A 24,525-nucleotide genomic window follows, 5' to 3' on the forward strand; every position below is an offset into this window, starting at 1 on the left:
ATTCTCAAGGCGCCCCTGGGTATTGTCACCAGCGAAATGCCACAACACGCAGGAGGCCGACAGCGATGACTCTACCGCCGTCGCTCTCGGAATTAGACGCCGAATCAGAGTCCGAACCCACGCTCAGCCGGGTCACGCTGGTGGTCGGTAACCTGCGGTTGGACTTCGGATTGCCGGCCAATACCAGCATCTCCGCCTTCATCGACGACGTCATCGACATCGCCAACGAGCAAATCGCGACGCACCCCGCTGCGGGCGCCGGACTCGAGCAGGTCGTCTTCGACACCTCCGAGGGAAAGTGGACGTTGGCCCGCCTCGGTGACGACCCGATCGACCCCGCCAGATCGTTGAGCGACGCCAACGTCTACGACGGGGAGCTGCTGAGCATCCGGGAGATCGACCACCCGGCCCGGCCGATGCTTTTCGACGACGTGCAGGACGACCATGACCGGTCGCGGTCCCCGGTCCTGGGCTGGCTGCACCGTGACGCGCGGCAGATCGCGTGTTTCGGCGTGGGCCTGGCCGCTGCGGTCGCCGTCGCCTTTCTGCTGCCGCGGCATGCGGCCGAGATCTACGTGCCTGCCACCGCGCTCGGCATCGGGACGCTGGCAGTGCTCGCGGCGTGCGTGATCGCGCACCGCTCGGCCGGGGCACGACGGTCGGAATGGGTTGCGGCGGTAGCGACTCCGTTGTTGTTCGGCGGCGCGCTGTACGTGGTGCCGGACGGCTTCGGCACGAAGTCGCTGCCGATGGCGTTCGCGCTGACCGGGCTGGCGTCGCTGCTGGTGTTGCTGGTGACCGGCCGCGGGCGCGCGCTGCACACGGCGGTGATCGCGCTGGCGGTGATCGGCGGTACGGCCAGTGCGGTTGCCCTGCTGTGGAACCCGCCGCCTCGCGCGATCGGTGCGGTGTTGGCAACGGTGTCGGTGATCGTCGTCTACCTCTCCCCCCGGGTGACGATCCTGCTGGCCAAGCTGCCGGTGCCGCGGGTGCCGACGGCCGGGGAACCGCTCGACGACATCGAAACCCAGGGCGGGACCACGGTGGAGGGCGTCAACGCCGTCGGCAAACAGGTCATCCCGACCGAGGAGGGCATGATCGTGCGGGTCCGCCGGGCCAGCCAGTACCTGACCGGCATCCTGACCGCCGCGGCGATCACCGCCACCGTCGGCTGCTACCTGGCGGTCGACGTCAGCGGCGGATTCTATTGGCAGGGCACGTTATTCGCAGCCACCGTGGCAACCGTGCTGTGCCTGCGCGGACGCAGCCACCACGATCTGGTGCAATCCGCCACGCTGATCGGGGCCGGGCTGACCATCGGGTTGCTCACCATCGTCAAGACGGCCGTCGGCCTGGACAATTGGGAGCTCGACGCGACGCTGGCGCTGATACTGCTGATGGTGTTGGCTGTCGCCTGCGGCATCGTCGCGCCCAGGTTGGAGTTCTCCCCGGTGATGCGTCGCCAGGTCGAGCTTCTGGAGTTCCTCGCCATCGTGATGGTGTTTCCGCTGTGCTGCTGGATCGTGCGGTTGTACGCGGTATTTCGCGAACTGCGGCTCTGAGCGGCGCACGGCCCAGCCCTCCGCTTGTTTCAGGACTTCGGCTGTTCGACCTTGGATCCGCGCGGGTCGGCGCCCATCCCGTCATGCGCCACCAGCGCCGCCTCTTGGGACAGCTCCGGTCCGGCGGGCAGCAACGCCACGACCGGCCACGGCGCGAACTGAGGCACGTCGGCGTCGAGGCGGGGATCGTGCACGCCGGTGACACCGAGCGCCGCCGCGGTCGGCAGATCCTTGATGTGGTAGCGCACGCCGGCATCAGAGATGTAGAACAGCTGACCCATCGCCCGGCTGTCCGCGTCACCGCCGGTGGCCTGGACGTACTCACCGGTGCCCGGTTTGACGTAGACGCCGTCGACGCCGGGACCGTTGCCGTCGCCGCTGGCCAGCGCGACCGGCTGGGCCCCGTCCGGAATCGGAAGCCGGTGCCCGACCAGCACGCGCACGGTGGCTTGCGCGGCGGAGTTCCCGCGTTCCCACGCCATGCACACGACCCGGTCGGGCTCGTCGTCGACGATCTGCGGCGACACGCTCGGGTAGTGGTCCACCGGCAGCGTGTGCACGATCGGAACCTGGCTGACGACCGCCGGTGACACCTCGCGATTGCCCTGTGCCGCAGCGTCATTGGGATTGCTGTACCGGATGATGTCGGCGGCCGCCGGCGACACCGGCTGCAACCCGTCGGGCAGCACCACGTAGAGCTGCTCGCCGCGCGAGTCGACGGTCTTCACGATCGAACCCACCGGATAGGCCGCCAAGCCGGCCAGGACACGGCCCGCCCCCGCAATCGTCACCGACCGGATCGGCGGGACCAGCGGGAAGGTGTTGAGCAACGCGACCGAGATGGGCCGCACTTGCGCATTCTGCAGATGCAGCGCGTTGACGACGACCGCGTCCGTGGGATCGATGACCGCGCGCACCCCGTCGAAGATCAGATAGACCGCGTCACCCGAACGGACCAGCAACATCTGTGCGGGCGATGCCCGGCGGATGTCGTCGTCGAGGGTGAGGTCACCGGCGATGACCGTGGTCTGCACGCTGGCCAGCCCGATGTTCTTGGACACATCCGGGGTCGTGACAGCGTCGCACACCGTCCACAGCGACATGCGCATATCGGCGCCGCCGTGAATGTTGTTGGGAGCGCCGATGATTCCGACCATCGGACCCCGGGGCAGCTGATTGAGCCATTTGTCACTGACCGTCTTGGCGGCATCGGGCTTGCCGGTGATCAGCCGCGCCGAGGCCAGATTGAGCACCGGATGCAGGCGATCACCGATGCGGACATACAAGCCGCCGTTGTTGCTGAGCAGGATCTGCGCGTTCCCGATGTTGGGTGACGGCTTGAAGAAGGCGAGCACACCGGCGGCACCGGTGATGAGCACCGCGATCACCAGCCCGACCAACAGCGATCGGATCTGTCCCCGCATCGGGTCGTGGATCATCCGCGAGTCGGCACGAATCAACGCATGCTCGAGTCGGCGAATCAGGAACCGATAGCCGTTGACCTGCGCGCGTGTCGTCACTTGCGCGGGCATAACCACCCCCATCAGAGTCGGGCAAGCACCGAGCCTCGGTAGCCTATAACGCCGTCACCAGCCAAATGCGCGCGAATTTTCGCGCAGCGCACTGGATAGGATCCGACTGTGCCGCGCCCTGCAGCGACGCGTCCGAGCACGGATGCGTCATCGGAACCGAACGGACTGCGGTCGACGATCGACATCGGCGCCCAGCGTCTGTTGCCGCTGCCCGACCTGTTGGTGCTGCAACTGCTGGTCGCCGCCGGGACGGTGACGGCGCCGATGCTCGGATTCGCCGGCTGGCAGGGCAGCCTGGCCGGCTTCGCAGTGGCGCTGATCCTGGTACTGCGATTCCGCGGCACGACCCTGCCGCGGTTGATCGCGGCACGCTCCGGATTCTGGCGGCAACGAAGGGTCAGATCCCGAAAGATGACGCCGGCCGAACCCTTCGATGTGCCTATACCCGACGGGTCCCTGATCGGCTTCCGTTGGGACGGAAGCACTTTGATGTCGTTGCTGAAAATCGAAGAGAATCCGCAAGCCATGACCATCATGGAGCCGGGCAGCACGCTGTCCGGCGAAACCGTGCCGGTGCTGGCGCTGGTCGAAAGCCTGCAACAGTTCGACATCACCCTGGATTCCATCGACGTGCTCAGCCAGGGTTCGCGCTCGCAGGGACGTAGCCAGGTGGCCGCCGTGTACGACGCCGTGCTGGGACCGCTGCCCGCGATCGCCCACCGCTACGTGTGGATCGTGATCCGGTTCGACCCGTCCCGGTGCGCGGACGCGGTGCGCCGGCGCGGCGGCGGGCGGGACGGGATCTTGCGGGCCGCCACCACCGCGACGCGGCGGGTGGCCAACCGCCTGACGGAGGGCGGTTTGCGGACCCGGGTGCTGACCGCCGCCGAGATCGGGCAGGCCACCAATCAATTGACCGACGGGGTGGATCTGGTCACCGTCGAAGAGACCTGGCGCACCTGCCGGGAAGGCCGGTTCCGGCTGCGCAGCTTCGCGATCAAGCCGAGCATGCTGACGACGGCGGGACTCGGGCTGCTGTGGACCATCCCCAGCTACTCCACCACCATGAGCCTGTCGCTGCGCCGCGACCATCCGCGCGGCCCCGTCGCGATCCGCGGACTGGCGCGGTTCGACACCCACGGCCGCGCCCGGATCCAGCTGCGTGGCCTGACTCCGCTGCGGGGAAAGCAGTATTCGGCACTGGCGGCGAGTCTGCCGGTGCCGCCACCGGCGCGGCCGGTCCGCAACTGGGCCTACTCGACCGGCGATCCCGACGTGGACTTTGCCTCGCTGTGTGTACCGGCGTCCGGATGCGGACAGGTGATCGGTGCCGACGAGCACGGTCGCGCGGTGGCGCTGGCGCTGTTCGGTCCGGAGATCCGCCGAGTGGAGATCGCCGGCACGCTGCACCTGGCCCAGCAGGTGGTGTTGCGGTCGCTGGCGTTGGGCGCGCATGTGCTGGTGCACAGCCGGCGGCCGGCGAAATGGCGCACGATGGTCGACGAGGTCGAAGACCACGACCTGCTGTGGGTCACCGACTTCAATCGGGGTTCGCTGCAGGCCGGAGCCGACCGCAACTACTCGGTCGAGATGTTCGACGGCGTGGCCGAGCAGCCGGTGCGGGTCGGGGTGACCGCGATCGTGGTGTCCCCGCCCGAATCCGCGGTCACGGCCAACGCCGACGTGGCGTTGCAACTGCTCGACCTCGACACCGACACAGTCAAGGTGAGCACCCGGGCGGGCTCGTCGGTGGTCACCATGGTCGCCACCGACGAGGAGATGCGTTATCTGAAGGGATCTTTCGCCGTTTCGGACTGAAACCGCGCACGACGGTTCCGATTTGCGGTCCGGCGGTGCGCTAGCGTGAATCCCGGTCACCCCGACCGGGGCGGTGCAAAGGAGTGATCATGGGTTACCCATCGGAGCAATCGAGCGCCTACGGCGACTATTCGCAGTGGGTTGCCGAGCCGGACTCCGGCGAAAAGGTCTCGCACCGCCATCTGATGCTGGCGGTCGCGCTGCTGGGTCTGTGCTCCTACCTGGTCAGTTTCGGGCCGATGCTCGGTGTCGCGGGGATCGACTGGGATGTCCGGTTCCCGGTGCTGGCGGGTCTGCTGGCGGCATTCGGCCTTTTCCCGCGGCAGACTCCGGCCGCCAAGCTCGTCGCCGCGCTGGCCGCGGTCGGGTTCTTGGACGCCCTGTCGCGCGGGATCGTCCTCCCCGACGGGGTCGAGCCGGGTTGGGCGCTGTGGATTCTGGTGGTGCTCAACGCCGCGCAGACCGCCGTCGCGGTGGCCGCGTTGCGGCACGCGCCCACGCAAACGGACGCGCAACATGCTTGGTATGCGGCTTACGCCGAGCAGTACGCGCAGGCCGCAGCCCAGTATTACAACCAGTACGCGCAGGACGAGCCGAGCGAGACCCAGTACGAGCAGGGGACCGCGCACGCCCAGGCGGCAGCGCAGGTCTCCGCGAGGGAACCGCGACGCGCCGCGCAAAGCGCCAGCTATGCGGAGTTCGTCGGCGAACCGTCATCCGCGCCGGCCGATGCGTCGTCTCGGGGTTCCAGCGCGCCGCCGTCGGGCATGCCGAACGTCGGGCACTCCCCGACTCCCGCTCAACAGCAGACCGTCGCCTTCGAGACCGGATACCGAGGCACCCAGCAGTAACCGGTCAGCTGATCGAAAGCTGGCCGATCAGCGTGTTCAACGCCGCGGCGACGTCCTCGGGGACGGGCCGTTCCGCCTCGGCGTCGGCCAGGACCGATGCCGGTAGCCCGGCAGCGGCGGCCGCTTCATCCAGACTGAGTTCCGCGCCGTGCCGGGCGCCGTACAACCGCTGACCCAGCGTGGCGTTCGGCGAGCGGGCGGCGCGGGCCATCACGTCGTTGTAGGCCCGGCGCACGGTGCTCAGTGCCAGCACCACCGACGGGGTGCCTTTGGCGTTGCGCGCCGCGTTGGCGGCGACTTTCTCGAGTTTGCGCAGGTCGGCGAGGATCTTGGTGACCTTGGGGGTGAACGCGGGGTCGCCGGGGTCAGGCAGCTCGGATGTGGCGGTGCTGATGGCGTGCATGGCCAGTTCGACGGCTTCGGCCATCAGCGGCGCCCGGACGGTGTCGCTGAGCGCCTCGGTGGTCTGCTCGCCGACCGATGGAATCCTGTCGGGGGCGGTGACGGCAGCCGGGATCGGCAGCACGGCAGACCCGCTGCGGATACGGGCGATGGTGCCCGGACTCCACTGCAGAGCTTTTTCCAACTTGGCCAGGGTCGCGCGCCGCGGCCAACTGCGGCCTTTCTCGAAGGCGATCAGCGTCCCGGCGTTGATGACCTTGTCTTTGGCCAGACCGCGCTGGGTGATCTCCAGTTCGTTGCGGCGCGCGGCGACCGCCTGCCCCGCCCGCGCAACCCCTGGATCGGCATCGGTTCCCCACCACTCGTCCTCGTCGGCCTCGGGCAGGTCGATCACCCCGGTGACAGCCGCGGAGAGGTCCGGCGCCGGGCCTGGCCTCAGCGTCACCGGAAAGCCCTCGGGGTTGGCCAGGTGAACGGTGACGGCATCGGTGACCAGCACGGAACTGCGGCGCACGCCGTCGACGTACATGCCGTTGGTGCTGGTGTCGATGGCCTGCCAGCCGTCCTGGTGCGGCTCCAGCCGCACGTGCCAGCGGGATACCCGGTCGTCGGGGAGTCGGATGGTGGCCGAAGGGTCCCGGCCGATGACGGCCACGCCGTCCGCCGGGTCCAACACGTGCTCGTCGTCGCCGAGGCGGACCACCAGCGCCGATGCGGGCGCGGTCCGGTCAGGTATCACTGCGCCACTCCCCCGGCTCGGACCTCCCGCATCAACGGGCATCGTCGCTACAGCCTTCCTCCAGCACTGCGTGGCTAGATGCTACATCTTTCCTGCTACACACCCGTGTCCGACCCTCAGAAAGGCGGCATTTCACTCTTCCTATGCGGTTTGCGCGCGCGATCTCCGGCTTCCGGTTACGCTTCCGCACGAGCGACTGCCACAGATGTCTTGTAGTACACACGTAAAATACTAGGCCGATTTCAGCAAAAAATGTAGCTGCTACGTTTTATTTGTTGCAGTCCCGCGCGACTTGTGGTTAAAGTCGTCGCATCGGTGGGTTTGCGACAGAAGTCGGGAGGAAAGCGATGACCGCAGCAGTGATGCCGTCGTCCACGCCGTTGGATGAATACGTGCCGGTGTGCAGCGTCGATCCGGATCGGTGGACGACCTGCGAACCGGACGAGGAGGCAAAAGCGCTCTGCCTGGCCTGCCCACGCCGGTTTCTGTGCGCGCGCGAAGCCTGCCAGGACCCGAACGTCGAAGGGCTATGGGCGGGCGTGGCGATCCCGGAGTCTGGACGTCCGCGGGACTTCGCCCTGCGCCGGCTGCGTGCGTTGGCCGAACAAGGCGGCTACCACGTTCGCCCACGTCGACGCGGTCGGCCGCGCGGCTCCCGCAACTGAGGTGATTTGGGCCGCACAGCACTGCTTCGGCGTAATTTGTTGTGCGACAACGGTCTTCGGAACGAAAATAAGACACGCCCACCGCTGTGCTTCAGCGGCGGTGCTGCGCACACCGCGGCGATGACGCGGGGCAGCTCTGATGGCGGCTCGCGGAGCAACACGCGGTAATGTCATTCTCGGAATTGCCAGAACGTTGTTGCAACGCCTTCGAAGAGGAGACCGCCGATGGCCGGCCCCGGCGAGCAAGCTGACGTCACCCGCGCCGACCGCTTCATCAAGACCGCGGTCGAGATCCTGGGGGAAACCGGACGCACCGACTTCACCGTCCAGGAAGTCGTTGCCCGGTCGAAGACCTCACTGCGCGCGTTCTATCAACACTTCGCCAGCAAGGACGAACTGCTGCTGGCGCTGTTCGACCGAACCATGGCTCAGGCCGCGCAAATGTGGCGCGCCGAGACCGCCGGACTCGACAGCACCGCGGCACTCAAGCTGGTCATCGACCGGGTCACCGCGCAGCCGGAATCCAGCACCCAGGACAGTCTCAATAGGGCGCTGAGTCTCTACAACCAGCACTTGGCCGAGACCCGGCCGCGCGAATATGCCCGGGTACTGTCCCCGCTGCACCGGCTGATCCGCGACATCGTCGGCCAAGGCATCACCGAAGGGCTGTTCGACGCCGCAATCGACGTCGGTGCGGCGTCGGCGATCGTCATGCAGACGATCATCGGCGCCCTGCGATTGCGCTGGCTCGGTACCGAACTCAACGGCACTCCCATCGACGCCGGACAGCTCTACGACTTCTGCAGCCGAGCGCTGGGGATCCGGGACACCGCTGGCGACGCGGTCGCGCCCACGCTCGGCGAACTGTTCGCCCGAATCGGCCTGCGCCCGACGGCCGGCCCCGGCGGCGAGTTCGCCATGTCGATGCCGGTGAGTCCGCAGGTGGTCAACACCAACGGCGCGCTGCAGGGCGGCTTGATCGCCACGCTGGCCGACGTGGCCGGCGGACAGCTGGGGATGGAGTACCTGCAGCCCGGCACCGCGATGACGACCTCTGACCTGGTCATCCGCTATCTGCGCCCGATCCGGCACGGCTCGGCACGCGCCGTGCCCACGGTGCTGCGCGCCGGCCGTCGCTCGATGGTGATGCAGATCGACATCTTCGGTGACAGCGACAGCGACCTCGCCGCAACCGCAACCGTGAACTTCGCCATCATCGGCCGTCCCACCGACGCCGAGGAGACCACGGCCTGAGTCAGGTTTGAATTCAGCCGAGCCAGGGTAATCCCGAAGACCTCAACCGGATTTGGGCATTTCGCCTCCCCCGGCGGAGCCTTTTGCTATACAAAAGGCATCGCTATTTTTCCGGCGCGCAGCGGACATTCCATTCGGGGGGTTTCACCGGCGCGGTCCACCACTCTTGGGGGTGTGCTATGAACGTGGGTCCGTCCGAATCGTCTTCCATCCCGGTGCCACTCAGCAACCGGTTGGCTTCTGAACTCGGCGAGCCCAACAGTGCGCTGAAGGCGACGACCGTGCGCACGGGTTCGGCGGTGCTGATCCGCGCCGGGGGCGAAGTCGACGCCTCCAACGAACACACCTGGCGCGGTCTGGTCACCGAGGCATCCGCCGTCGCCAGCCACGCCGGGTTGCTGGTCGTCGACGTCACCAGCCTCGAGTTCATGGGCTGTTGCGCGTTCACCGTCTTGGCCGACGAAGCCGAACGTCTGCGTCACCGCGGCATCACGCTGCGCATGGTCAGCAGCAACCCCGGCGTCGCCCGCATCGTCGACGCGTGCTCGTTCGGCAGTGTGTTGCCGGTCCACCCCACGACGGAAGCCGCGATGACGGTGGCGTGACACGCCAGGCCGTTGGTGCGGCGAGAAATTTGGTGCCTGGAACAAAGCCCGTGATTGCTAATCTGATTGTTGTTGCCTGACGCCATCGTCAGGATCTGCTACATCGGTCCGCGGGAGGTACGGCCAATATGTCGGCCGATAAGGACTGGGACAACACGGTGGGCACGGCTGCGGACGTGCGACGCATCTTCGAGAACATTCCCGCGATGGTGGTCGGCTTGGAGGGTCCTGACCACCGTTTCATCGCAGCCAATGCGGCCTTTCGCGCCTTCAATCCGGCAATGAGCTTCGTGGGCAAGCCTGCGCGAGAGGTCTATCCGGAGCTGGAGGGCCAGCAGATCTTCGGCATGTTCGACCGGGTGTACCACTCGGGCGTGCCGCAGTCCGGCGCCGAGTGGCGATTGCAGGTCGACCTGCAGGGCTCCGGGGTCGAGGAGCGCTTCTTCGACTTCGTCGTCACACCGCGCCGGGACCTGTCCGGTCAGATCGAAGGCGTCCAGCTGCTCTTCGACGATGTCACCGCCCGGGTCGAGGCGCGCCAGGCGGCCGAGGCGAAGGTCGAGGAACTGTCGGAGCGCTACCGCAACGTCCGCGACTCGGCGACCGTCATGCAGCAGGCACTGTTGGCGCGGTCGGTGCCGATAATCCCCGGCGCCGACGTCGCCGCCGAATATCTGGTGGCCGCCGAGGACACCGCCGCCGGCGGCGACTGGTTCGACGCGTTGGCGCTCGGCGATCGCCTGGTACTGGTGGTCGGCGACGTGGTCGGCCATGGCGTCGAGGCCGCGGCGGTGATGTCCCAACTGCGCACCGCACTGCGGATGCAACTCACCGCGGGGCTACCGATCACCGAGTCACTCGAGGCGGTGGACCGGTTCCACGAGCAGGTCCCGGGTTCGAAGTCGGCCACCGTCTGCATCGGTTCGCTGGATCTCGGTACCGGTGAATTCCAGTACTGCACCGCCGGCCATCCGCCCCCGCTGGTGGTGACGGCCGAGGGGGGCTCGCGGTATCTGGAACCTTCCGGGGGTGCCCCGTTGGGCAGCGGCACCGGATTCCCGACGCGCATCGAGTCGTTGGACGTCGGCCACGCGGTGCTGCTGTACAGCGACGGCCTGATCGAACGTCCGGGGCGGCCACTGGGAGCCAGCACCACGGAATTCGCCGACCTGACGGCCAGCATCGCGGCGGGCACCGGCGGCTTCGTGATCGATGCGCCCGCGCGGCCCATCGACCGGCTTTGTTCGGAGACACTCGAATTGCTCCTTCGCTCCACCGGTTACAAAGACGACGTCACGTTGCTCGCCGCGCAGCGCCGAGCCGCGACCCCGCCGCTGCACATCACAGCCGATGCCAACATCCATGCCGCGCGCGGGATCCGAGCCCGACTGCGGGAGTGGCTCAAGGAGATCGGCGCTGTAGCCGACGACATCTCCGACGTGGTGCATGCGATCTCCGAATTCGTGGAGAACGCGGTCGAACACGGTTACCGCACCGAGGTTCCCGACGGCATCGTCGTCACCGCCGAACTGGGCGGCGACGGCCAGCTCCGGGCCGTCGTGATGGACCGCGGCATCTGGAAGGATCACCGCGAAGGCGAACGCGGCCGCGGGCGCGGCTTGGCGATGGCCGAGGCGCTGGTGACCGATTCACATGTCACCCATGGGCCCGGCGGCACCACCGCCACGCTCAGCCACCACCTTTTCCGTCCGGCCAACTTCGTGAGCGACTCAGTGGTCAGCCGGGTCTCCTACCAGCGTGCGGTGGACAGCGAATTCGTCTCGCTGGTGTCCGACGGTGGTCGCATCGTCGTACGGGGCGAAGTCGATGCGCATACCGCTTCCACCCTGGACCGCCAGATCGCCGTCGAAAGCCGTTCCGGCATAGCGTCTTTGACCATCGATTTGAGCGCCGTCACCCACCTCGGCTCGGCGGGGGTCAGCGCGCTGGCGGCCGCTCGGGAACGGGCTCGCAAACAGGGCGGTGACTGCGTGCTGGTGGCTCCGCCGGGAAGCCCGGCACACCACGTCTTGTCGCTGGTTCAGATCCCGGTCAGCGGGGGCGACGCCGAAGGCGTGCTGGTCGAAGACTGAGCCCTACCGGGCGCTGCCGTGCCGGACCTGATTGAAGGGCACCCCACGGTCGGCGGCGTACTCCCGCGGGAAGTTGAGCACCCGCTCGCCGATGACGTTGCGCGCCATCTCGGTGGTGCCGCCGCCGATGGCGACCGACTGCCGCGACAGGTAGCGGATGCCGGTCTGCAGCCCTTCGCCGAACTCCCCCACCACACCGGCCGAGCCGGCGATCGCCAGCGCGATGTCCATCTCCAACATCACGTGCTCGGCGTGGAAGAGCCGGATGAGGCTGCCGGCGGCGGGCGGTAGTCCGCCGTCGCGGACATTGCGGGACACGTGCTCGATGAGTTGCTCGGCCACGGCGCGGTGCACCAGTGCCCGGCCGGCCATCTCCTGGATGCGTTCGTCGTCGGCCTGACCGGTCCGGGCCGCGAGGTCGACGTAGTCCACCGGCGTGGTGTGCCCGCCTTCGTGCCCGGAGCCGCTGGCGAACTCCGAGCCCTGTCCGACTGCGCGGCGTTCGTGGTAGAGCTGCCGTGACGCGACCGCCCACCCGTCGTTCACCTCGCCAACCACCGCGTCGTCGCCGACGTCCACCCCATCGAGGAACTCCTCGCAGAATTCCGCACCACCGTTGACCTGGACGATGCGGCGCAGGGTGATCCCCGGGTGGTTGATCGGCACCAGGAACATGGTCAGACCGTCATGCTTGGGCACATCCCAATCGGTGCGGGCCAGACACAGCCCGTAGTCCGCGGCGAACGCGCTGGTGCTCCAGGTCTTGGCGCCGTTGATCACCCACCGGTCGCCGTGTCGTTCGGCGCGGGTGATGACCCCGGCCAGATCCGATCCACCGCTGGGTTCGGACAACAGCTGCACCAGGATCTCCTCGCCGCGCAACGCGGCGGCAATGTGCTGTTTCTTCTGTTCCTCGCTGCCGGTGTCGAGCAGGGTGGCGCAACAGATGGTGAACGTCGGCACGTTGAGGATCAACGGCATTTCGTAGGCGTAGGACTCCACGTCGAACGCCCGCTGGTATTCGTAGTCCAGGCCCAGACCGCCGTATTCACGCGGAAAGCAGATGCCCGCGAATCCGCCGTCCCACAACCGTTTCTGCAATTCCCGGGCGCGCTGCCAGGACCGCTCGTCGTCGCGCGGCGCGGCCGGCGGCACTTCCGGATCGATGCTGGGCATGTTCTCGGCCAGCCACGCCCGGGCGCGGGCTGCGAATTCGGCGACGGACTCGGCGTTGGTCATCGGCTTGCCATCCGATACACCCGGATGTTGTGCTCCTCCGGGGTGCCGAACATGTTGCGGTACAACGTAACTCGTCGCAGATAGAGGTGCAGGTCGTGCTCCCAGGTGACGCCGATGCCGCCGTGCATCTGCACACAACGCTGCACGATCTGCCCGGCGAGTTCGCCCACGTAGGACTTGGCGATGCTGGCCGAAAGTCCGGCGTCGGGTGCCTGCGCGGCGACGTCGGCGACGGCGGCGGCGGTGGTCGCGCGGCACGCTTCGAGCCACATCTTCATGTCGGCGAACCCGTGTTTGAGTGCCTGGTAGGAGGCCAGCGGACGACCGAACGAATGCCGGTCCAGTGCCCACTGGACGGTGAAATCGAAGACCGTCTGCAGGATTCCGACCACTTCGGCGCATTGCAGCACTTGCGCGATCTGGCTCTGCCGCTCGATCAGCGCGGGAGTCTCGGCGGCGCTGCCGACGACGGCGGCACCGTTGACGACCACACCGTCGAACTCCACCCGCGCGTACTGCTTGACCAGGTCGATGGACTGCTGCGGGACGATCCGCACGCCGGGGGCGTCGGTCCGGACCAGGAACTGTCGCACCTCGTCCGAGCCGTCTCGCGCCACCACCAGCAGCACCGCGCTCTGGGCGCCCGCTTCGACTCGGTCCTTGACGCCGTCGATCCGGTACCCGTCGGCTACGGCAGTGCAGGTGACGGTCGGATCCAGCGGCGCCCAACCGCGGCCCGGCTCGGCCACCGCCCAGGACGCCACCGTCTCACCGGAGACCACCGAGTCGATCAACTCCGCGTGGGAATCCCGATCGGTCGACCCGACCAGTCCGGCGAGCACGGTGCTGACCGGGTACAACGGCCCGGGCGCCACCGTCTTGCCGAGCATCTCGGCGACCGAGGCCAGATCGGTGAACCCGTCCCCCGAGGCGCTGCCGCCGCCCAGCTCCTCGGGTACCAGCAATCCCGTCCACCCCAGTTCAGCGGCCCGCCGCCACCACTCCGGGTGGAACGATTCACCGGTGCCGTGCAGGTCGCGGACGTGACGCAGGGACGCCTGTTTGGACAGAAATGCTTGGGTGGTGGTGGTGAAGAGTATCTTTTCGGGAGAGTCGACAGCGGTCATGATGCCGGCCGGACTTTCCCGGGCATTCCTTCGCTGCTGCGAGGGAAGTCGGGGGGAAAGTCGGAGTGGTGGGTCATCCGCCTGATCGGTCCTCGTCGGGGTTTGCTGGCGACTCCGATGTTAGCAATGGGCAATACCGTAAGAGATACCGGAGTTCAGTCGATAATGACGAGCGGTAGCCGAGATGGCTGAGACAGACGACGCTGCGGTGACCGCGAAAGCCGATGCGCTGGCGCTGGCCGAGGAGGCAGAAGCCGAAGCTGCCGAGGCCGAACTGTTGGCCGCCGCGGCACGCGCGAAGGCCCGCGCGGCGCGGTTGCGCCGCAAGGCGCTGGGCGCCATGGACGACGAAACCGACGAGTTCGACGAGGACGACGAGTTCGACGACGAAGACGACGACTACTACGAGGACTACGACGAGTCCGAGGAGTACGACGAAACCGAGGAATACGAACCCGACGAGTACGACGAGTCGGAGAATTACGACGAATCCGAACCCGTCGCAGCTGCCCCGCCGTCCCGGCGCGAGCGGCTGCGAAGGTCGTTGCGAGTGCCGAAGCTGTCCACCATCGCCACCGCCGTGGCGGTGTTGCTGATCCTCGGGTTGTGGGTGCTCAGCGGGGTGTTCGCGTGGCGGCACCACGAGAGCACCGAAAAGCAGCAGCGGGAAGCGGCTTTCATCGCCGGCGCCAAACAAGGTGTGGTGTACATGACCTCGCTGGACTTCAACCGCGCCAAGCAGGATGTGCAGCGTGTCATCGACAATTCGACTGGTGAGTTCCGGGACGACTTCCAGCAGCGCGCAGCCGATTTCACGAAAGTGGTCGAACAGTCCAAGGTGGTCACCGAGGGAACCGTGAACGCGGCGGCCATCGAGTCGATGGATGGTCACTCCGCGCAGGTACTGATCTCGGTGAGCTCGCGGGTCACCAATTCCAGCGGCGGCAAGAACGAACCGCGCGCGTGGCGCATGCGGGTTACCGTGACCGAGGAGGACGGCCAGTACAAAGTGTCGAAAGTTGAGTTCGTACCGTGAGCGACGATGTGCGCGACGTCGATCTGACCGACGAAGACGCGCCAAAGGAATCCGTCGCAGACCCCGAAGCCGTGGTGGATGACACCGCGACGGACGAGGAACCCGCGCGGCTCGACGCCGCTGACACCGACGCGGCGCGCTCCAACTACGCCACGTTCGCGGTCGCCCTCGCCAAGAGCGCCGAAGCGCAGCGTGAGGTCGACGAGGCGGCGGGCGACGCTGAATCCGGCGGCACCGTCGCGGACGATGACGCGGTCGGGGACGACGATTTGGGCGGGGACGGTTTCGTCGGGGACGAAGGCAGGGTCGGGGACGACGGTTTCGTCGGGGACGCCGGCTTTGGCGCGGACGACGATTTCGTCGGGGACGCCAGCTTTGGCGCGGACGAGGGCAGGGTCGCGGACGACGGCAGGGTCGGGGACCACGGCACGGTCGGGGACGACGATTTCGTCGCGGACGACGACGCCTTCACGGTCGTGGACGACGACACCGTCTACAGCGGGCTCGAAGAGCCCACCGAGGTGGTGGTCGTGCCACCATCCGAGACCGACGCCGAAGATGCCGACGGCGAGGTCACGCCCAAGCGGAACTGGTGGCGCGACATCTGGCGCCGGCAGATCACCGTCAAACCCATCCCGGTGATCTTGGTCCTGCTACTGCTCGCTTCGGCCGCCATGACGGCGTGGCTGTACTTCCAGTACTACCGCCCAGATCAGCAGACCAGCCAGAGCGTGGCCCGAGCGGCGATCAACGCCGCCTCGGAGGGAACGGTTGCGGTGCTGTCATATTCGTCCGATTCGCTGGACAAGGACTTCGCCAATGCCAGGTCGCATCTGTCCGGGGATTTCTTGTCCTTTTACGACCAGTTCACCTCGCAGGTCGTGACGCCGGCCGCCAAGCAGAAGTCGATCAAAACGACCACTCAGGTCAAACGCGCGGCGGTGCAGGAGTTGCATCCCACCTCGGCGATCGTGCTCGTCTTCGCCGACCAAAGCACCACCAGCAAGGAGAATCCGGAACAACCGTCGGTAGCCCCCCGCAGTGTCCTGGTGACCCTGAACCTAATCGACGGCAAGTGGATGATCACCAAGTTCACTCCGGTTGAGTGACGATCGCCAGCCGCGCACCGGCGCGGCGCAGGGATCGCCACCGTCAGATCCCGTGACGATCGCCAGCCGCGCACCGGCGCGGCGCAGGGATCGCCACCGTCAGGTCTCTCACACAGCGAACGCACGCCGCAGCGACTGCGCGTGCAACGCCCGGTTCTCTTGCGAGACAACCCAATCGGGCACCGCCGAGTCGAACCCGTTGAACGTCGCTGCGATCACGTGCAGCCCGGTGGGGACATAAGCGTGCAGCAGCCGGTTCGCGTAGTCGATCGCTTCGTCGCGGCACGGGTCGACGTCGGCGCAACTGACGAACGTCGGCGGCAGTCCCTCCAAGTTCGCCCGGTGCGACGGCACGTGCTGACCGTTGGCCGAAGCGTGACCCAGGTAGTGGCTCCACGCCCGGCTCACCGCCTGACCGTTGAGGCCGGGCGTGCGCTGGAACTCCCGCCGCGACGGCGTCGCATCGGAATCGAGCATCGGCTGGTGCAGGATCTGCACCAGGATCTTGGGTCCCTCGTCATCGAACGTCCGTTGGGCCACGCTGGCCACCAGGGCAGCACCCGCGTCGCGGCCCATCACCGCCAGCCGGGTGGCGTCGGCGTTCAACTCCTCGGCTTGCCCGACCGCGTAGTACAACGCGGCTTCCACGTCCTGCACCGCCGCCGGGGCCGGATGCTCCGGCGCCAGCCGGTAGTCGACCGACACCACCAAAGTGCCGGAGTCGCGGGCCAACTCGACGCAGTGCGCGTGGTCGGTGTCCAGATTGCCGGTCACGAAAGCGCCGCCGTGGGCGTAGATCACCAGCGGCAGCGCAGACAACGTGTCGGCGCCCCGATACAGGCGGATGTCGAGCTGGCCGCCGTCCGGGCCGGGAATGGATCGGGCTTCGACGTTGACCCCGGTGGTGTCGACCGCAGCGGCGCGCTCGGCGGCCTCCCGGTCGAACCGCGCACGCTCGGCCGGCAGGCTGTCGGCGCTGAACTCGACAACGCCCAACCTCTCGGCGGCGTCTCGGAGTGCCGGGTCGATGCGGCCCAGTCCCTGCGGGCGCGTGACATTCGTCTGCGTCATGCCCTCAAGGTAGACCTGCGCCGGTCGAGCACTCGCCGCCGGTCACCGAAACATCGTCGCCCAGCGTGTAACTGCTGCGAAAAATCGGCACGAATTTGACAGTGGTTACACGCTCGGCGAAACGCCCACCTGCTCGCCCGGCAGTGCTTTCACGGTTGACGGCAACCCGTAGAGGGCGGTCGCGTTGCCGCGCATGATCCGATCCCGCTGATCACGCGGAAACCGGTTGATCGCATACGCCGGGGAGTCGTAGCTCCAATGCGGGTAGTCCGTCGAGAACATCAGGTTGTCGCCGAGGTCCATCATTTCCAGGTACTCGCGGAACTGCACGGTGTCGGCGTCCTCGAGAGGCTGTGTGGTGAACCGAACGTGTTCGCGCACATACTCCGACGGGCGCCGACGCACCTGCGGCAAGTCGCCACGACGGGCCTCCCAGATTCGGTCCATCCGCGACATCACCGGCATCGCCCAGGTGAAGCCGCCCTCGATGAACACCACCCGCAGGTCCGGATGACGGTCGAACGCGCCGTCGAACACCAGGCTCATCAGGTGCGACACGTACAGCAGCGGCCAGGACGCGAAGAAGTCGTGCCAGTGCGCGGGATTCCCGACCGGGTACAGCGGGATCAACTCGAACGGCGTCTGCCCCATCAAATGCGTGGCCACCGGCAGCCCATTGCGCGCCGCCGCCTCGTACAACGGGTCGAAATGCGGAGTGCCGAAAGGGATTCCGCGGGTCTGAGGCGTCATCAGCACCTGGGACATGTACGGGTGTCCCGCCCACCGTTCGACCTCCCGCGCGGCCTGCTCGGGTGTCTGCGCGCTCACGCTGACGGACCCGCGCCAGCGGCCGTGCGCGTTGCCCTTGTCCAACCAGACGTCGGCGAGCCAGTCGTTGTAGGTCGACTTCAGCACGTGCTCGGCCTGCGGCAACTGCGCGTCACACATCGGCTCCAGCGAGGCGATGCTGACGCCGGCGTCGACCAGCAGCTGCTGGGCAGCGAAGTCCGGGTCGCTGCCGGCCACTCCCCCGGTGGGCGGCGCGGCGTCCATTCGCAACGAGAAGGTCTTGTAGGAGTCCGGGGTGTCGTAGAAATGCGGGACGGGGCTGACGGCGTTGCCCGTCGGCCAGATCTTGTCCACCCATTCGGTCGGCGCGTAGGACTTGAGCACGTCGGCGGACACGGGCAATGGGTGCACGTCGGTGTCGACGACGGTGACGGCGATTTCTTGCTGGTCCGCGCGGGCATCGAGAGGTTCGACGACGGTCATAATGCGCTTCCATCATTCACCGCCAACCCGTAGAGCTCACTGGCGTTGCGCCACAACAACTTCGCGCGCTGCTCAGGATCCAGTCCGTCGACCGTCTGAGCCGCCGGTGTCGTCGACCAATGCGGATAACCCGATCCGTACATCACCAGGTCGGCCTTGCCGGAGAAGTCCATCCAGCGCTGCGCCTGGCCGACGTCGGGGGCGCCGTCGAACGCCGACGTGCAGAACCGGACGTGGTCGGGAAGGTATTCGCTGGGATAGCGGTCCACCCAAGGCGTCTGGTCGCGCATGGACAGCCAGAACGTGTCCAGCCGCCACATCAACGGGGTGAGGATGTCGTATCCACCGTCGGCGAAGACGAACTTCAGCCCGGGATGGCGGCCGAAGACACCCTCGACGATCAGCGTGGCCAGGTGCACGAAATAGTTCAGCGGCATGAACGCGGCGTAACCGGGATAGGTGTGCGCGTGGCCGGCGAAGGTGGGCGGATGGTCGACGCCGTTGCCGCCGTTGACGTGTACTGCCACCGGCAGCCCATGCGCCGCCGCGGCCTCCCAGATCGGTTCGAACATCGGCTTGCCGTACGGCTCGCGTGACTGCATCGGCACGCCGACCTGAACCAGCTTCGGGTGATCGGCCAACCGTTCGATCTCGGCGACCGCGCCGCGGGGGTCCTCCGGATTGACCCGGATGGTGCCGCGAAAACGCGTGTCGGACCCCAGCCACCGATCCAGCAGCCAGTCGTTGACCGCGGCGCAGATCCGACTGTTGAGCAGGTAGTCGGCAATGTTGCCCCGGGTCAGCGGGTTCAGGATCGCGTAGCTCGCGCCGGCTTCGTCGAACAGATGCCGCGCGACGGTGTCGGGATCCGATCCCGGATACCCGTCGCCGTACAGGTCGGCGCGGTAGTCGCCGCCGGGCGCCTGATACCACTGCTGCTCGACGTCGGGGATGGAGCGCAATTTGTGGGCGGCCGGGAGATAACGCCGGATCTCGGCGTTGTAGCGGAAATGCGGCTGGACGTTCGCATCGATGATCGGGTTCGTCATGCGGTCAAATACACTTCCCCGTCGGTGACATCGACCTGATAGGTGCGCACACGGCGACTCGGGTCGGCGACGTTGCGGCCGGTGGTGATGTCGAATTCCCAATTGTGCCAAGGGCATCGGACAATCTGACCCTCCCGCACCCGGCGCAGGCCGTCGGGTTCCCCGGGAGCGGGTTCGTTGGTCCCGCCGACCGGACCCAGACACAGCGGGGCGCCTTCGTGCGAGCAGTAATTCACGATCGCGTACAACGAACCGTCCACGTTGTAGACGCCGACGCCGAACTTGCCGGCGTCGACGAGTTTCATCGCGCCGGGCGGCAGTTCGGCCAGCGAGCACACGAAACGGCGTTGCACCGGGCATCACCGCCTCGTCATCGGTCGGCTCGTTGATTAGATTGCTATTTATATTATGATAGCGACATTCCACTTTCGGCCCATGTGCAAGGGCTAACTCGGTTGCTCAGAGAGGAGCGCCTGATGACGCTCAGCACCGACCAAAACGGCGCGCCCGTCGCCTTGGACCTCACCGGTGAAACCAGCCCGTACCCGTTCTTCGAATACATGCGGCGCACCGACCCCGTCTGGCACGGCGGCCTTTCGGACCTCGAGCAGCTGCCCGACGAACTCAAGCCGAGCGACGAGTGGGTCCTGTTCGGCTACGACGACGTCTTCCACGCCTTCCGCGACGACCAGACGTTCACCTCAGCCAAGTACGACGAGACCATCGGCTTGGTGATGGGCCACACCATCTTGGCGATGGGTGGCCGGGAGCACCACGACCATCGCAACCTGGTGGCCAAGGCGTTCCGGTCGACAGCGCTGGAGCGCTGGGAGCCGTCGGTGATCGGGCCGGTCTGCGACCAGCTGGTGGACGAGATCAAGGAGCACGGCGAGGCGGACTTGGTCAAGGCGCTGACCTTCGAGTTCCCCACCCGCATCATCTCCTCGCTGCTCGGGTTGCCGCCGGAAGATCTCGACATGTTCCGCCGGCTGTCGCTGGATCTGATCTCGATCCCGACCGACATCATGGCCGGCCTGACCGCCGCAGCCGAGTTGCACGGCTACTTCCTCAACCAGGTCGAACAGCGGCGCCGCAAGCCCACCAATGACATCATCGGTGATCTGGTCGCCGCCGAGATCGACGGCGAGAAGCTGACCGACGAGGCCGTCATCGCGTTCCTGCGCCTGCTGTTGCCCGCCGGACTGGAAACCACTTACCGCTCTTCAAGCAACCTGTTGTACTGCCTGCTGACCCACCCCGAGCAGTTGTCGATGGCCTATCAAGACCGGTCGCTGATCCCGATGGCGATGGAAGAGGGCCTGCGTTACGAGACGCCGTTGACCATGGTCACGCGGACCACCACACGCGAAGTCGAGTTGGGCGGCAAGACAATTCCCGCCGACGCGCAGATCGACATGTGTATGGGCTCGGCCAACCGCGACGAAACGCGTTGGACCGACCCCAATACCTTCGACATCCGGCGCCCCCGGCAGGCACACATCGCCTTCGCCGGCGGCATCCACATGTGCCTGGGCATGCACCTCGCCCGACTGGAGACGCGGGTCATGCTCAACAGCCTGTTCGACCGCGTCCAGGATCTGAGGTTCGTCGAAGACGACGGCACCGGGGTGGAGTCCAAGATCGTCGGCCTCACCTTCCGTTCCCCCAACAAACTTCCCGTCACATTCCGGCCGGTCGCATGAGAAGCCGCGCGGCGATCCTGCACGACGTCGGCGGGCCGTGGTCGGTCGAGGAGTTCGAACTCGACGCACCCCGCGCCGGCGAGGTGCTGGTCCAGCTGGCGGCCGCCGGGCTGTGCCACTCCGACGACCACATCCTCAAAGGCGACATGTCCGCACCCAACGAGGTGCTGAAAGCGTTGGGCCTGCCCACCATGTTCCCGATGATCGGCGGGCACGAAGGCTCGGGCGTGGTGCGTGAGATCGGGCCCGGGGTAACCGATTTCGCGGTCGGCGACCATGTAGTGACGACGTTCGTCGCGGTATGCGGACAATGCCGGTGGTGCGCCTCGGGTATGGAGTACATCTGCGACCAGGGCATGGGCACCATGGTCCCGGGGATGCCGACCGACGGCACCTTCCGTCACCACACCGCCGACGGCCGGCCGCTCGGCCATCTGGCCAAGGTCGGCACATTCGCCGAACACACTGTGGTGTCGGTGAATTCGCTGATCAAGCTGGAGCCGCAGCTGCCGCTGGTCCCCAGCGCGCTGCTGTCCTGCGCCATTCCGACCGGCTACGGGTCGGCCGCCAACCGGGCCGGGGTGCGCGGCGGGGACGTGGTGGTCGTGATCGGTGCCGGGGGCATCGGCACCGGCGCAATCCAGGGAGCAGGGATCAACGGCGCCGCGCACATCGTCGCCGTCGATCCGGTGGAGTTCAAACAGAAGTCGGCGTTGCGGTTCGGCGCCACGCACAGCGTCGCCTCGATCGCCGAGGCGCTGGACCTGGTGCGCGATCTCACCTACGGGGTGATGGCCGACTCCGTAGTGGTCTCGCCGTCACTGATCACCGCCGACGATGTCCGCGACGCGGTGCAACTCACCCGCAAGGGCGGGACGTGCGTGCTGACCGGCATGACTTCGCAGCTGCAACAATCGGTCAAGATCAACCTGCAGGACTTCATCCTGATGAACAAAACGTTGGCGGGCACCATCTTCGGCTCCTGCAACGCCAAGGCCGACATCGCACGGTTGGCCCGGCTCTACCAGACCGGGCAGCTGCAGCTCGACGAGATGATCACCCGCCGGTACGCCTTAGACGACATCAACCAGGCCTACGCCGACCTGCTCAACGGCGAAATCGTTCGCGGTGTCATCGACTACGGGATCGTCTGACCCAAACCCTTACCGCCGACCGTGAATCTGACGACGCGACACGCGGGCGGTGCGTCGTGAAATTCACTCTCGGGGCTAAGACTCCTGGGCCTGCTGCTTTGCCGCATGCAGCTCGCGTAGCTTCTTCAACCGCATCAGCTTCTCGACCTGCCCGTAGGCGTCGATCGGGCTGTGCAGTGACAGCCCGCCGTCGGCGTGGATCACTTGTCCTGTCACCCAGGACATTTCGAGGGTGCCGACGATAGCCTCGGCCACGTCGCCGGGATCCCCCAAGCGCCGCAACGCCGTTCGTTTGGACATGCCCTCGACCCAGGCCGGCCACTTTTCGGCGTCGGGCAGCATGGGGGTGCGCGTGACACCGGGCCCGACGGCGTTGACCCGGATACCGTGGATCCCCCACTCCACCGCCGCCACCTTGACCAGCATGTCCAGGCCGGCCTTCGACACGCAGTAGGCGCCCATGTCCCGGTCGGCCACCGTGCCGCTGATGCTGGAGACCACGACGATCGAACCTTCGAGTTCGGCGTCGATCATGGCCCGGGCGGCCGCGCGGATCGTGTACCAGGTGCCGGTGAGGTTGACCGAGAGCACCTTCTGCCATTCCGCGGGCGGCAACTCCAGCAGCAGACCCGACGATCCGACGCCGGCCGACGCCACGACCCGGGTGGGCACACCGTGCTCGCGCACGGTCTGCTCCATCGCCGCCAGCACCGCATCGTAATCGCTGATGTCACAAGCGATGTCACCACCGGACACGTCCCAGACGACGACGTCGTGTCCGGCTTCGCGCAATAGTGTCGCCGCCTCGCGCCCGATCCCGGACCCGCCGCCGGTCACCAGGGCGGTCGTCTTCGCGCCCTGCATCACGAGGTCGCGATCCTGGCCAGCGTGCTGTCCCACAGCTCGCCGGCCAGCCGCGGATTCTTCGCCAGCCGGTTGGTCCTGGCGACCTTATGCCGCGAATAATATTCCCCCGGCGTCCACGCCACACCGGGTTGGGTCGAGGCCAGCCAGATCAGTTGTTCGGCGCCTTCTTCCGAGCTGGCGGTGTAGCGCTCGGTCGGCAGGTACCGCTTGGAGAAGGCCAGCGTCTTCGATCCCGAGGCCGGACCGAAGTTGGAGTTGACGTAGCCGGGGTGGACCGTTGCGACGGATAGTCCGCGGCCGTGGTACCGGCGGTGTAATTCCTTGGTGAACAACACGATCGCCAGCTTAGACAGTGCGTAGGCGGTGCTGGGACGGCGCCGCGCCGTGTTCTCCAGATCGGCGACGGTGGCGCGCAGTATCAGCAGATGCGACGAGCTGGTGGTGTTGACGACGGTGGCGCGGGAGTCGACGAGCACATCCATCAGCTGAGTGGTCAGCAGGAACGGGGACAGATAGTTGACTTGGTAGGTATGTTCGTAGCCGTCCGGCGTGATGTGGATCTTGGTGCCCATGCAGCCCGCGTTGTTGATCAGCACGTCGATCCTGGGGTAGTCGGAGCGGATCTTGTCCGCCAGCGCCCGCGCTTGCGCCAGGTCGGCGAAGTCGACGACGAAATGGTCTGCGTCCAGCTCGGCGGCCACGGCCTGGGTCTTGCTCTGCGACCGGCCGACCACGACGATGTTGTCGCCGAGTTGGCGCAACCGGCGCGCAGCAGCGGCGCCGATGCCGTCGCTGGCACCGGTGATGATGATCGTCCTCGGGGTCATTAGGCTGCTGTCCTCCCGTGGGGAGTCTATGACTTGGGCCACACCTTTTTACCGCTCGGGTGTATTGAGTCTGGCGTCGGGGCGTGCGGCGCGTGACAATGACGAGGCCACACCTCGCACCGAAAGGGAGCGCGTGACGAACGAGCAGCGTAGCCGGATGGCACAAGATCTCCTGCGGGCAGCCGAGCATGGTGATACTGCCGCAGTGGAGACAATGATCAGCGACGATTTCACCTTCAGGTCGATGCGTCGCGCTCCGATCGACTTGCCCTCTGGCGATCCGATGCCGAGCGATTTCGACAGGGAACAATTCCTCAACTTCGTCGGCAGCATCCCGAGTTTCACCAGGGACGGTCTGCACTTCGCCTTCGAGCACGCGGTCAGCGAAGGCGACTCCGTAGTCGTCTTCGGCGAGTCGAATGCCACGGCGCACAGCGGCAAGAAGTACGCCAATGTCTACTCCTGGCTGTTCCGATTCGCCGACGGCAAGGTCGCCCATTGGCGGGAGTACTGCGACACTCACCTGATCAGCACGGTGCTGTTCGGATAG

General features: G+C 66.8%; 22 protein-coding genes. 12 read left to right on the forward strand and 10 right to left on the reverse strand.

Going from position 1 to position 24,525, the window contains the following annotated elements; all coding sequences use genetic code 11:
- Positions 1-65: 65 nt before the first annotated feature.
- Positions 66-1,562: a type VII secretion integral membrane protein EccD gene (gene eccD / locus AC5Y47_RS00230; protein WP_499940905.1), complete on the forward strand. Its 1,497-nt coding sequence runs from the start codon at positions 66-68 to the stop codon at positions 1,560-1,562.
- A 29-nt stretch (positions 1,563-1,591) separates the two neighbouring features.
- Here the strand turns inward: eccD and eccB are convergent, their stop codons facing one another.
- The gene (gene eccB / locus AC5Y47_RS00235) at positions 1,592-3,082 is read right to left on the reverse strand and encodes a type VII secretion protein EccB (RefSeq protein WP_499940907.1); all 1,491 of its coding nucleotides are present in this window, start codon (positions 3,080-3,082) and stop codon (positions 1,592-1,594) included.
- Positions 3,083-3,202: 120 nt separating this feature from the next.
- On the opposite strand from eccB, the gene eccE reads away from it, so the two are divergent.
- Both eccE and AC5Y47_RS00245 read left to right on the forward strand, forming a co-directional pair.
- Positions 3,203-4,912 (forward strand): type VII secretion protein EccE, encoded by a 1,710-nt coding sequence (gene eccE, locus AC5Y47_RS00240; RefSeq protein ID WP_499940908.1) that lies wholly within the window; start codon positions 3,203-3,205, stop codon positions 4,910-4,912.
- A gap of 89 nt (positions 4,913-5,001) precedes the next feature.
- A complete protein-coding gene (locus AC5Y47_RS00245) occupies positions 5,002-5,763 on the forward strand; it encodes a DUF5336 domain-containing protein (RefSeq protein ID WP_499940910.1) in 762 nt (253 codons plus the stop codon).
- Positions 5,764-5,767: 4 nt separating this feature from the next.
- Here AC5Y47_RS00245 and AC5Y47_RS00250 read toward each other — a convergent pair whose 3' ends face one another.
- On the reverse strand, positions 5,768-6,904 hold the full coding sequence (locus tag AC5Y47_RS00250) for an FHA domain-containing protein (protein ID WP_499940911.1): 1,137 nt from the start codon (positions 6,902-6,904) through the stop codon (positions 5,768-5,770).
- A gap of 347 nt (positions 6,905-7,251) precedes the next feature.
- Between AC5Y47_RS00250 and AC5Y47_RS00255 the strand changes: the two genes are divergently transcribed.
- The 4 genes from AC5Y47_RS00255 (at position 7,252) to AC5Y47_RS00270 (ending at position 11,521) form a co-directional block, all read left to right on the forward strand.
- Positions 7,252-7,569, forward strand: a complete 318-nt coding sequence (locus tag AC5Y47_RS00255) for a WhiB family transcriptional regulator (RefSeq protein WP_499940912.1) — start codon at positions 7,252-7,254, stop codon at positions 7,567-7,569.
- A 225-nt stretch (positions 7,570-7,794) separates the two neighbouring features.
- Positions 7,795-8,823, forward strand: coding sequence for a hotdog fold thioesterase (locus AC5Y47_RS00260; RefSeq protein WP_499940914.1), 1,029 nt, complete (start codon positions 7,795-7,797; stop codon positions 8,821-8,823).
- Positions 8,824-9,002: 179 nt separating this feature from the next.
- A complete protein-coding gene (locus tag AC5Y47_RS00265; RefSeq protein ID WP_499940915.1) occupies positions 9,003-9,428 on the forward strand; it encodes an anti-sigma factor antagonist in 426 nt (141 codons plus the stop codon).
- Between the two features lie 128 nt (positions 9,429-9,556).
- Positions 9,557-11,521, forward strand: a complete 1,965-nt coding sequence (locus AC5Y47_RS00270) for a SpoIIE family protein phosphatase (protein ID WP_499940916.1) — start codon at positions 9,557-9,559, stop codon at positions 11,519-11,521.
- A gap of 3 nt (positions 11,522-11,524) precedes the next feature.
- Here the strand turns inward: AC5Y47_RS00270 and AC5Y47_RS00275 are convergent, their stop codons facing one another.
- Together AC5Y47_RS00275 and AC5Y47_RS00280 are read right to left on the reverse strand one after the other, a co-directional pair.
- Positions 11,525-12,760, reverse strand: a complete 1,236-nt coding sequence (locus AC5Y47_RS00275; RefSeq protein WP_499940918.1) for an acyl-CoA dehydrogenase family protein — start codon at positions 12,758-12,760, stop codon at positions 11,525-11,527.
- On the reverse strand, positions 12,757-13,887 hold the full coding sequence (locus AC5Y47_RS00280; RefSeq protein WP_499940920.1) for an acyl-CoA dehydrogenase family protein: 1,131 nt from the start codon (positions 13,885-13,887) through the stop codon (positions 12,757-12,759). The genes AC5Y47_RS00275 and AC5Y47_RS00280 overlap by 4 nt, the downstream gene beginning before the upstream one ends.
- Positions 13,888-14,071: 184 nt before the next feature.
- Between AC5Y47_RS00280 and AC5Y47_RS00285 the strand changes: the two genes are divergently transcribed.
- The gene (locus tag AC5Y47_RS00285) at positions 14,072-14,923 is read left to right on the forward strand and encodes an Rv1363c family protein (protein ID WP_499940922.1); all 852 of its coding nucleotides are present in this window, start codon (positions 14,072-14,074) and stop codon (positions 14,921-14,923) included.
- A 524-nt stretch (positions 14,924-15,447) separates the two neighbouring features.
- Positions 15,448-16,032, forward strand: coding sequence for an Rv1363c family protein (locus AC5Y47_RS00290; protein ID WP_499941379.1), 585 nt, complete (start codon positions 15,448-15,450; stop codon positions 16,030-16,032).
- A gap of 108 nt (positions 16,033-16,140) precedes the next feature.
- Here the strand turns inward: AC5Y47_RS00290 and AC5Y47_RS00295 are convergent, their stop codons facing one another.
- From AC5Y47_RS00295 to AC5Y47_RS00310, 4 genes are all read right to left on the reverse strand, one after another.
- The gene (locus tag AC5Y47_RS00295) at positions 16,141-17,103 is read right to left on the reverse strand and encodes an alpha/beta hydrolase (protein WP_499940924.1); all 963 of its coding nucleotides are present in this window, start codon (positions 17,101-17,103) and stop codon (positions 16,141-16,143) included.
- Between the two features lie 105 nt (positions 17,104-17,208).
- Positions 17,209-18,375: an amidohydrolase family protein gene (locus tag AC5Y47_RS00300; protein WP_499940926.1), complete on the reverse strand. Its 1,167-nt coding sequence runs from the start codon at positions 18,373-18,375 to the stop codon at positions 17,209-17,211.
- Positions 18,372-19,424 (reverse strand): amidohydrolase family protein, encoded by a 1,053-nt coding sequence (locus AC5Y47_RS00305; RefSeq protein WP_499940927.1) that lies wholly within the window; start codon positions 19,422-19,424, stop codon positions 18,372-18,374. The genes AC5Y47_RS00300 and AC5Y47_RS00305 overlap by 4 nt, the downstream gene beginning before the upstream one ends.
- On the reverse strand, positions 19,421-19,777 hold the full coding sequence (locus AC5Y47_RS00310; RefSeq protein ID WP_499940928.1) for a Rieske (2Fe-2S) protein: 357 nt from the start codon (positions 19,775-19,777) through the stop codon (positions 19,421-19,423). The genes AC5Y47_RS00305 and AC5Y47_RS00310 overlap by 4 nt, the downstream gene beginning before the upstream one ends.
- Before the next feature lie 123 nt (positions 19,778-19,900).
- On the opposite strand from AC5Y47_RS00310, the gene AC5Y47_RS00315 reads away from it, so the two are divergent.
- Positions 19,901-21,127 (forward strand): cytochrome P450, encoded by a 1,227-nt coding sequence (locus AC5Y47_RS00315; RefSeq protein WP_499940930.1) that lies wholly within the window; start codon positions 19,901-19,903, stop codon positions 21,125-21,127.
- The gene (locus AC5Y47_RS00320) at positions 21,124-22,281 is read left to right on the forward strand and encodes a Zn-dependent alcohol dehydrogenase (RefSeq protein ID WP_499940931.1); all 1,158 of its coding nucleotides are present in this window, start codon (positions 21,124-21,126) and stop codon (positions 22,279-22,281) included. Before AC5Y47_RS00315 ends, AC5Y47_RS00320 begins: the two co-directional genes overlap by 4 nt.
- 75 nt (positions 22,282-22,356) lie before the next feature.
- On the opposite strand, the gene AC5Y47_RS00325 is transcribed toward AC5Y47_RS00320, so the two are convergent.
- Together AC5Y47_RS00325 and AC5Y47_RS00330 are read right to left on the reverse strand one after the other, a co-directional pair.
- Positions 22,357-23,145, reverse strand: coding sequence for an SDR family NAD(P)-dependent oxidoreductase (locus tag AC5Y47_RS00325; protein WP_499941381.1), 789 nt, complete (start codon positions 23,143-23,145; stop codon positions 22,357-22,359).
- The gene (locus tag AC5Y47_RS00330) at positions 23,145-23,975 is read right to left on the reverse strand and encodes an SDR family NAD(P)-dependent oxidoreductase (RefSeq protein WP_499940933.1); all 831 of its coding nucleotides are present in this window, start codon (positions 23,973-23,975) and stop codon (positions 23,145-23,147) included. Before AC5Y47_RS00330 ends, AC5Y47_RS00325 begins: the two co-directional genes overlap by 1 nt.
- Positions 23,976-24,132: 157 nt before the next feature.
- On the opposite strand from AC5Y47_RS00330, the gene AC5Y47_RS00335 reads away from it, so the two are divergent.
- Entirely contained in the window at positions 24,133-24,525 is a 393-nt protein-coding gene (locus AC5Y47_RS00335; RefSeq protein WP_499940935.1) for a nuclear transport factor 2 family protein, read from the forward strand.

This window comes from Mycobacterium sp. NGS22 (assembly GCF_059813095.1).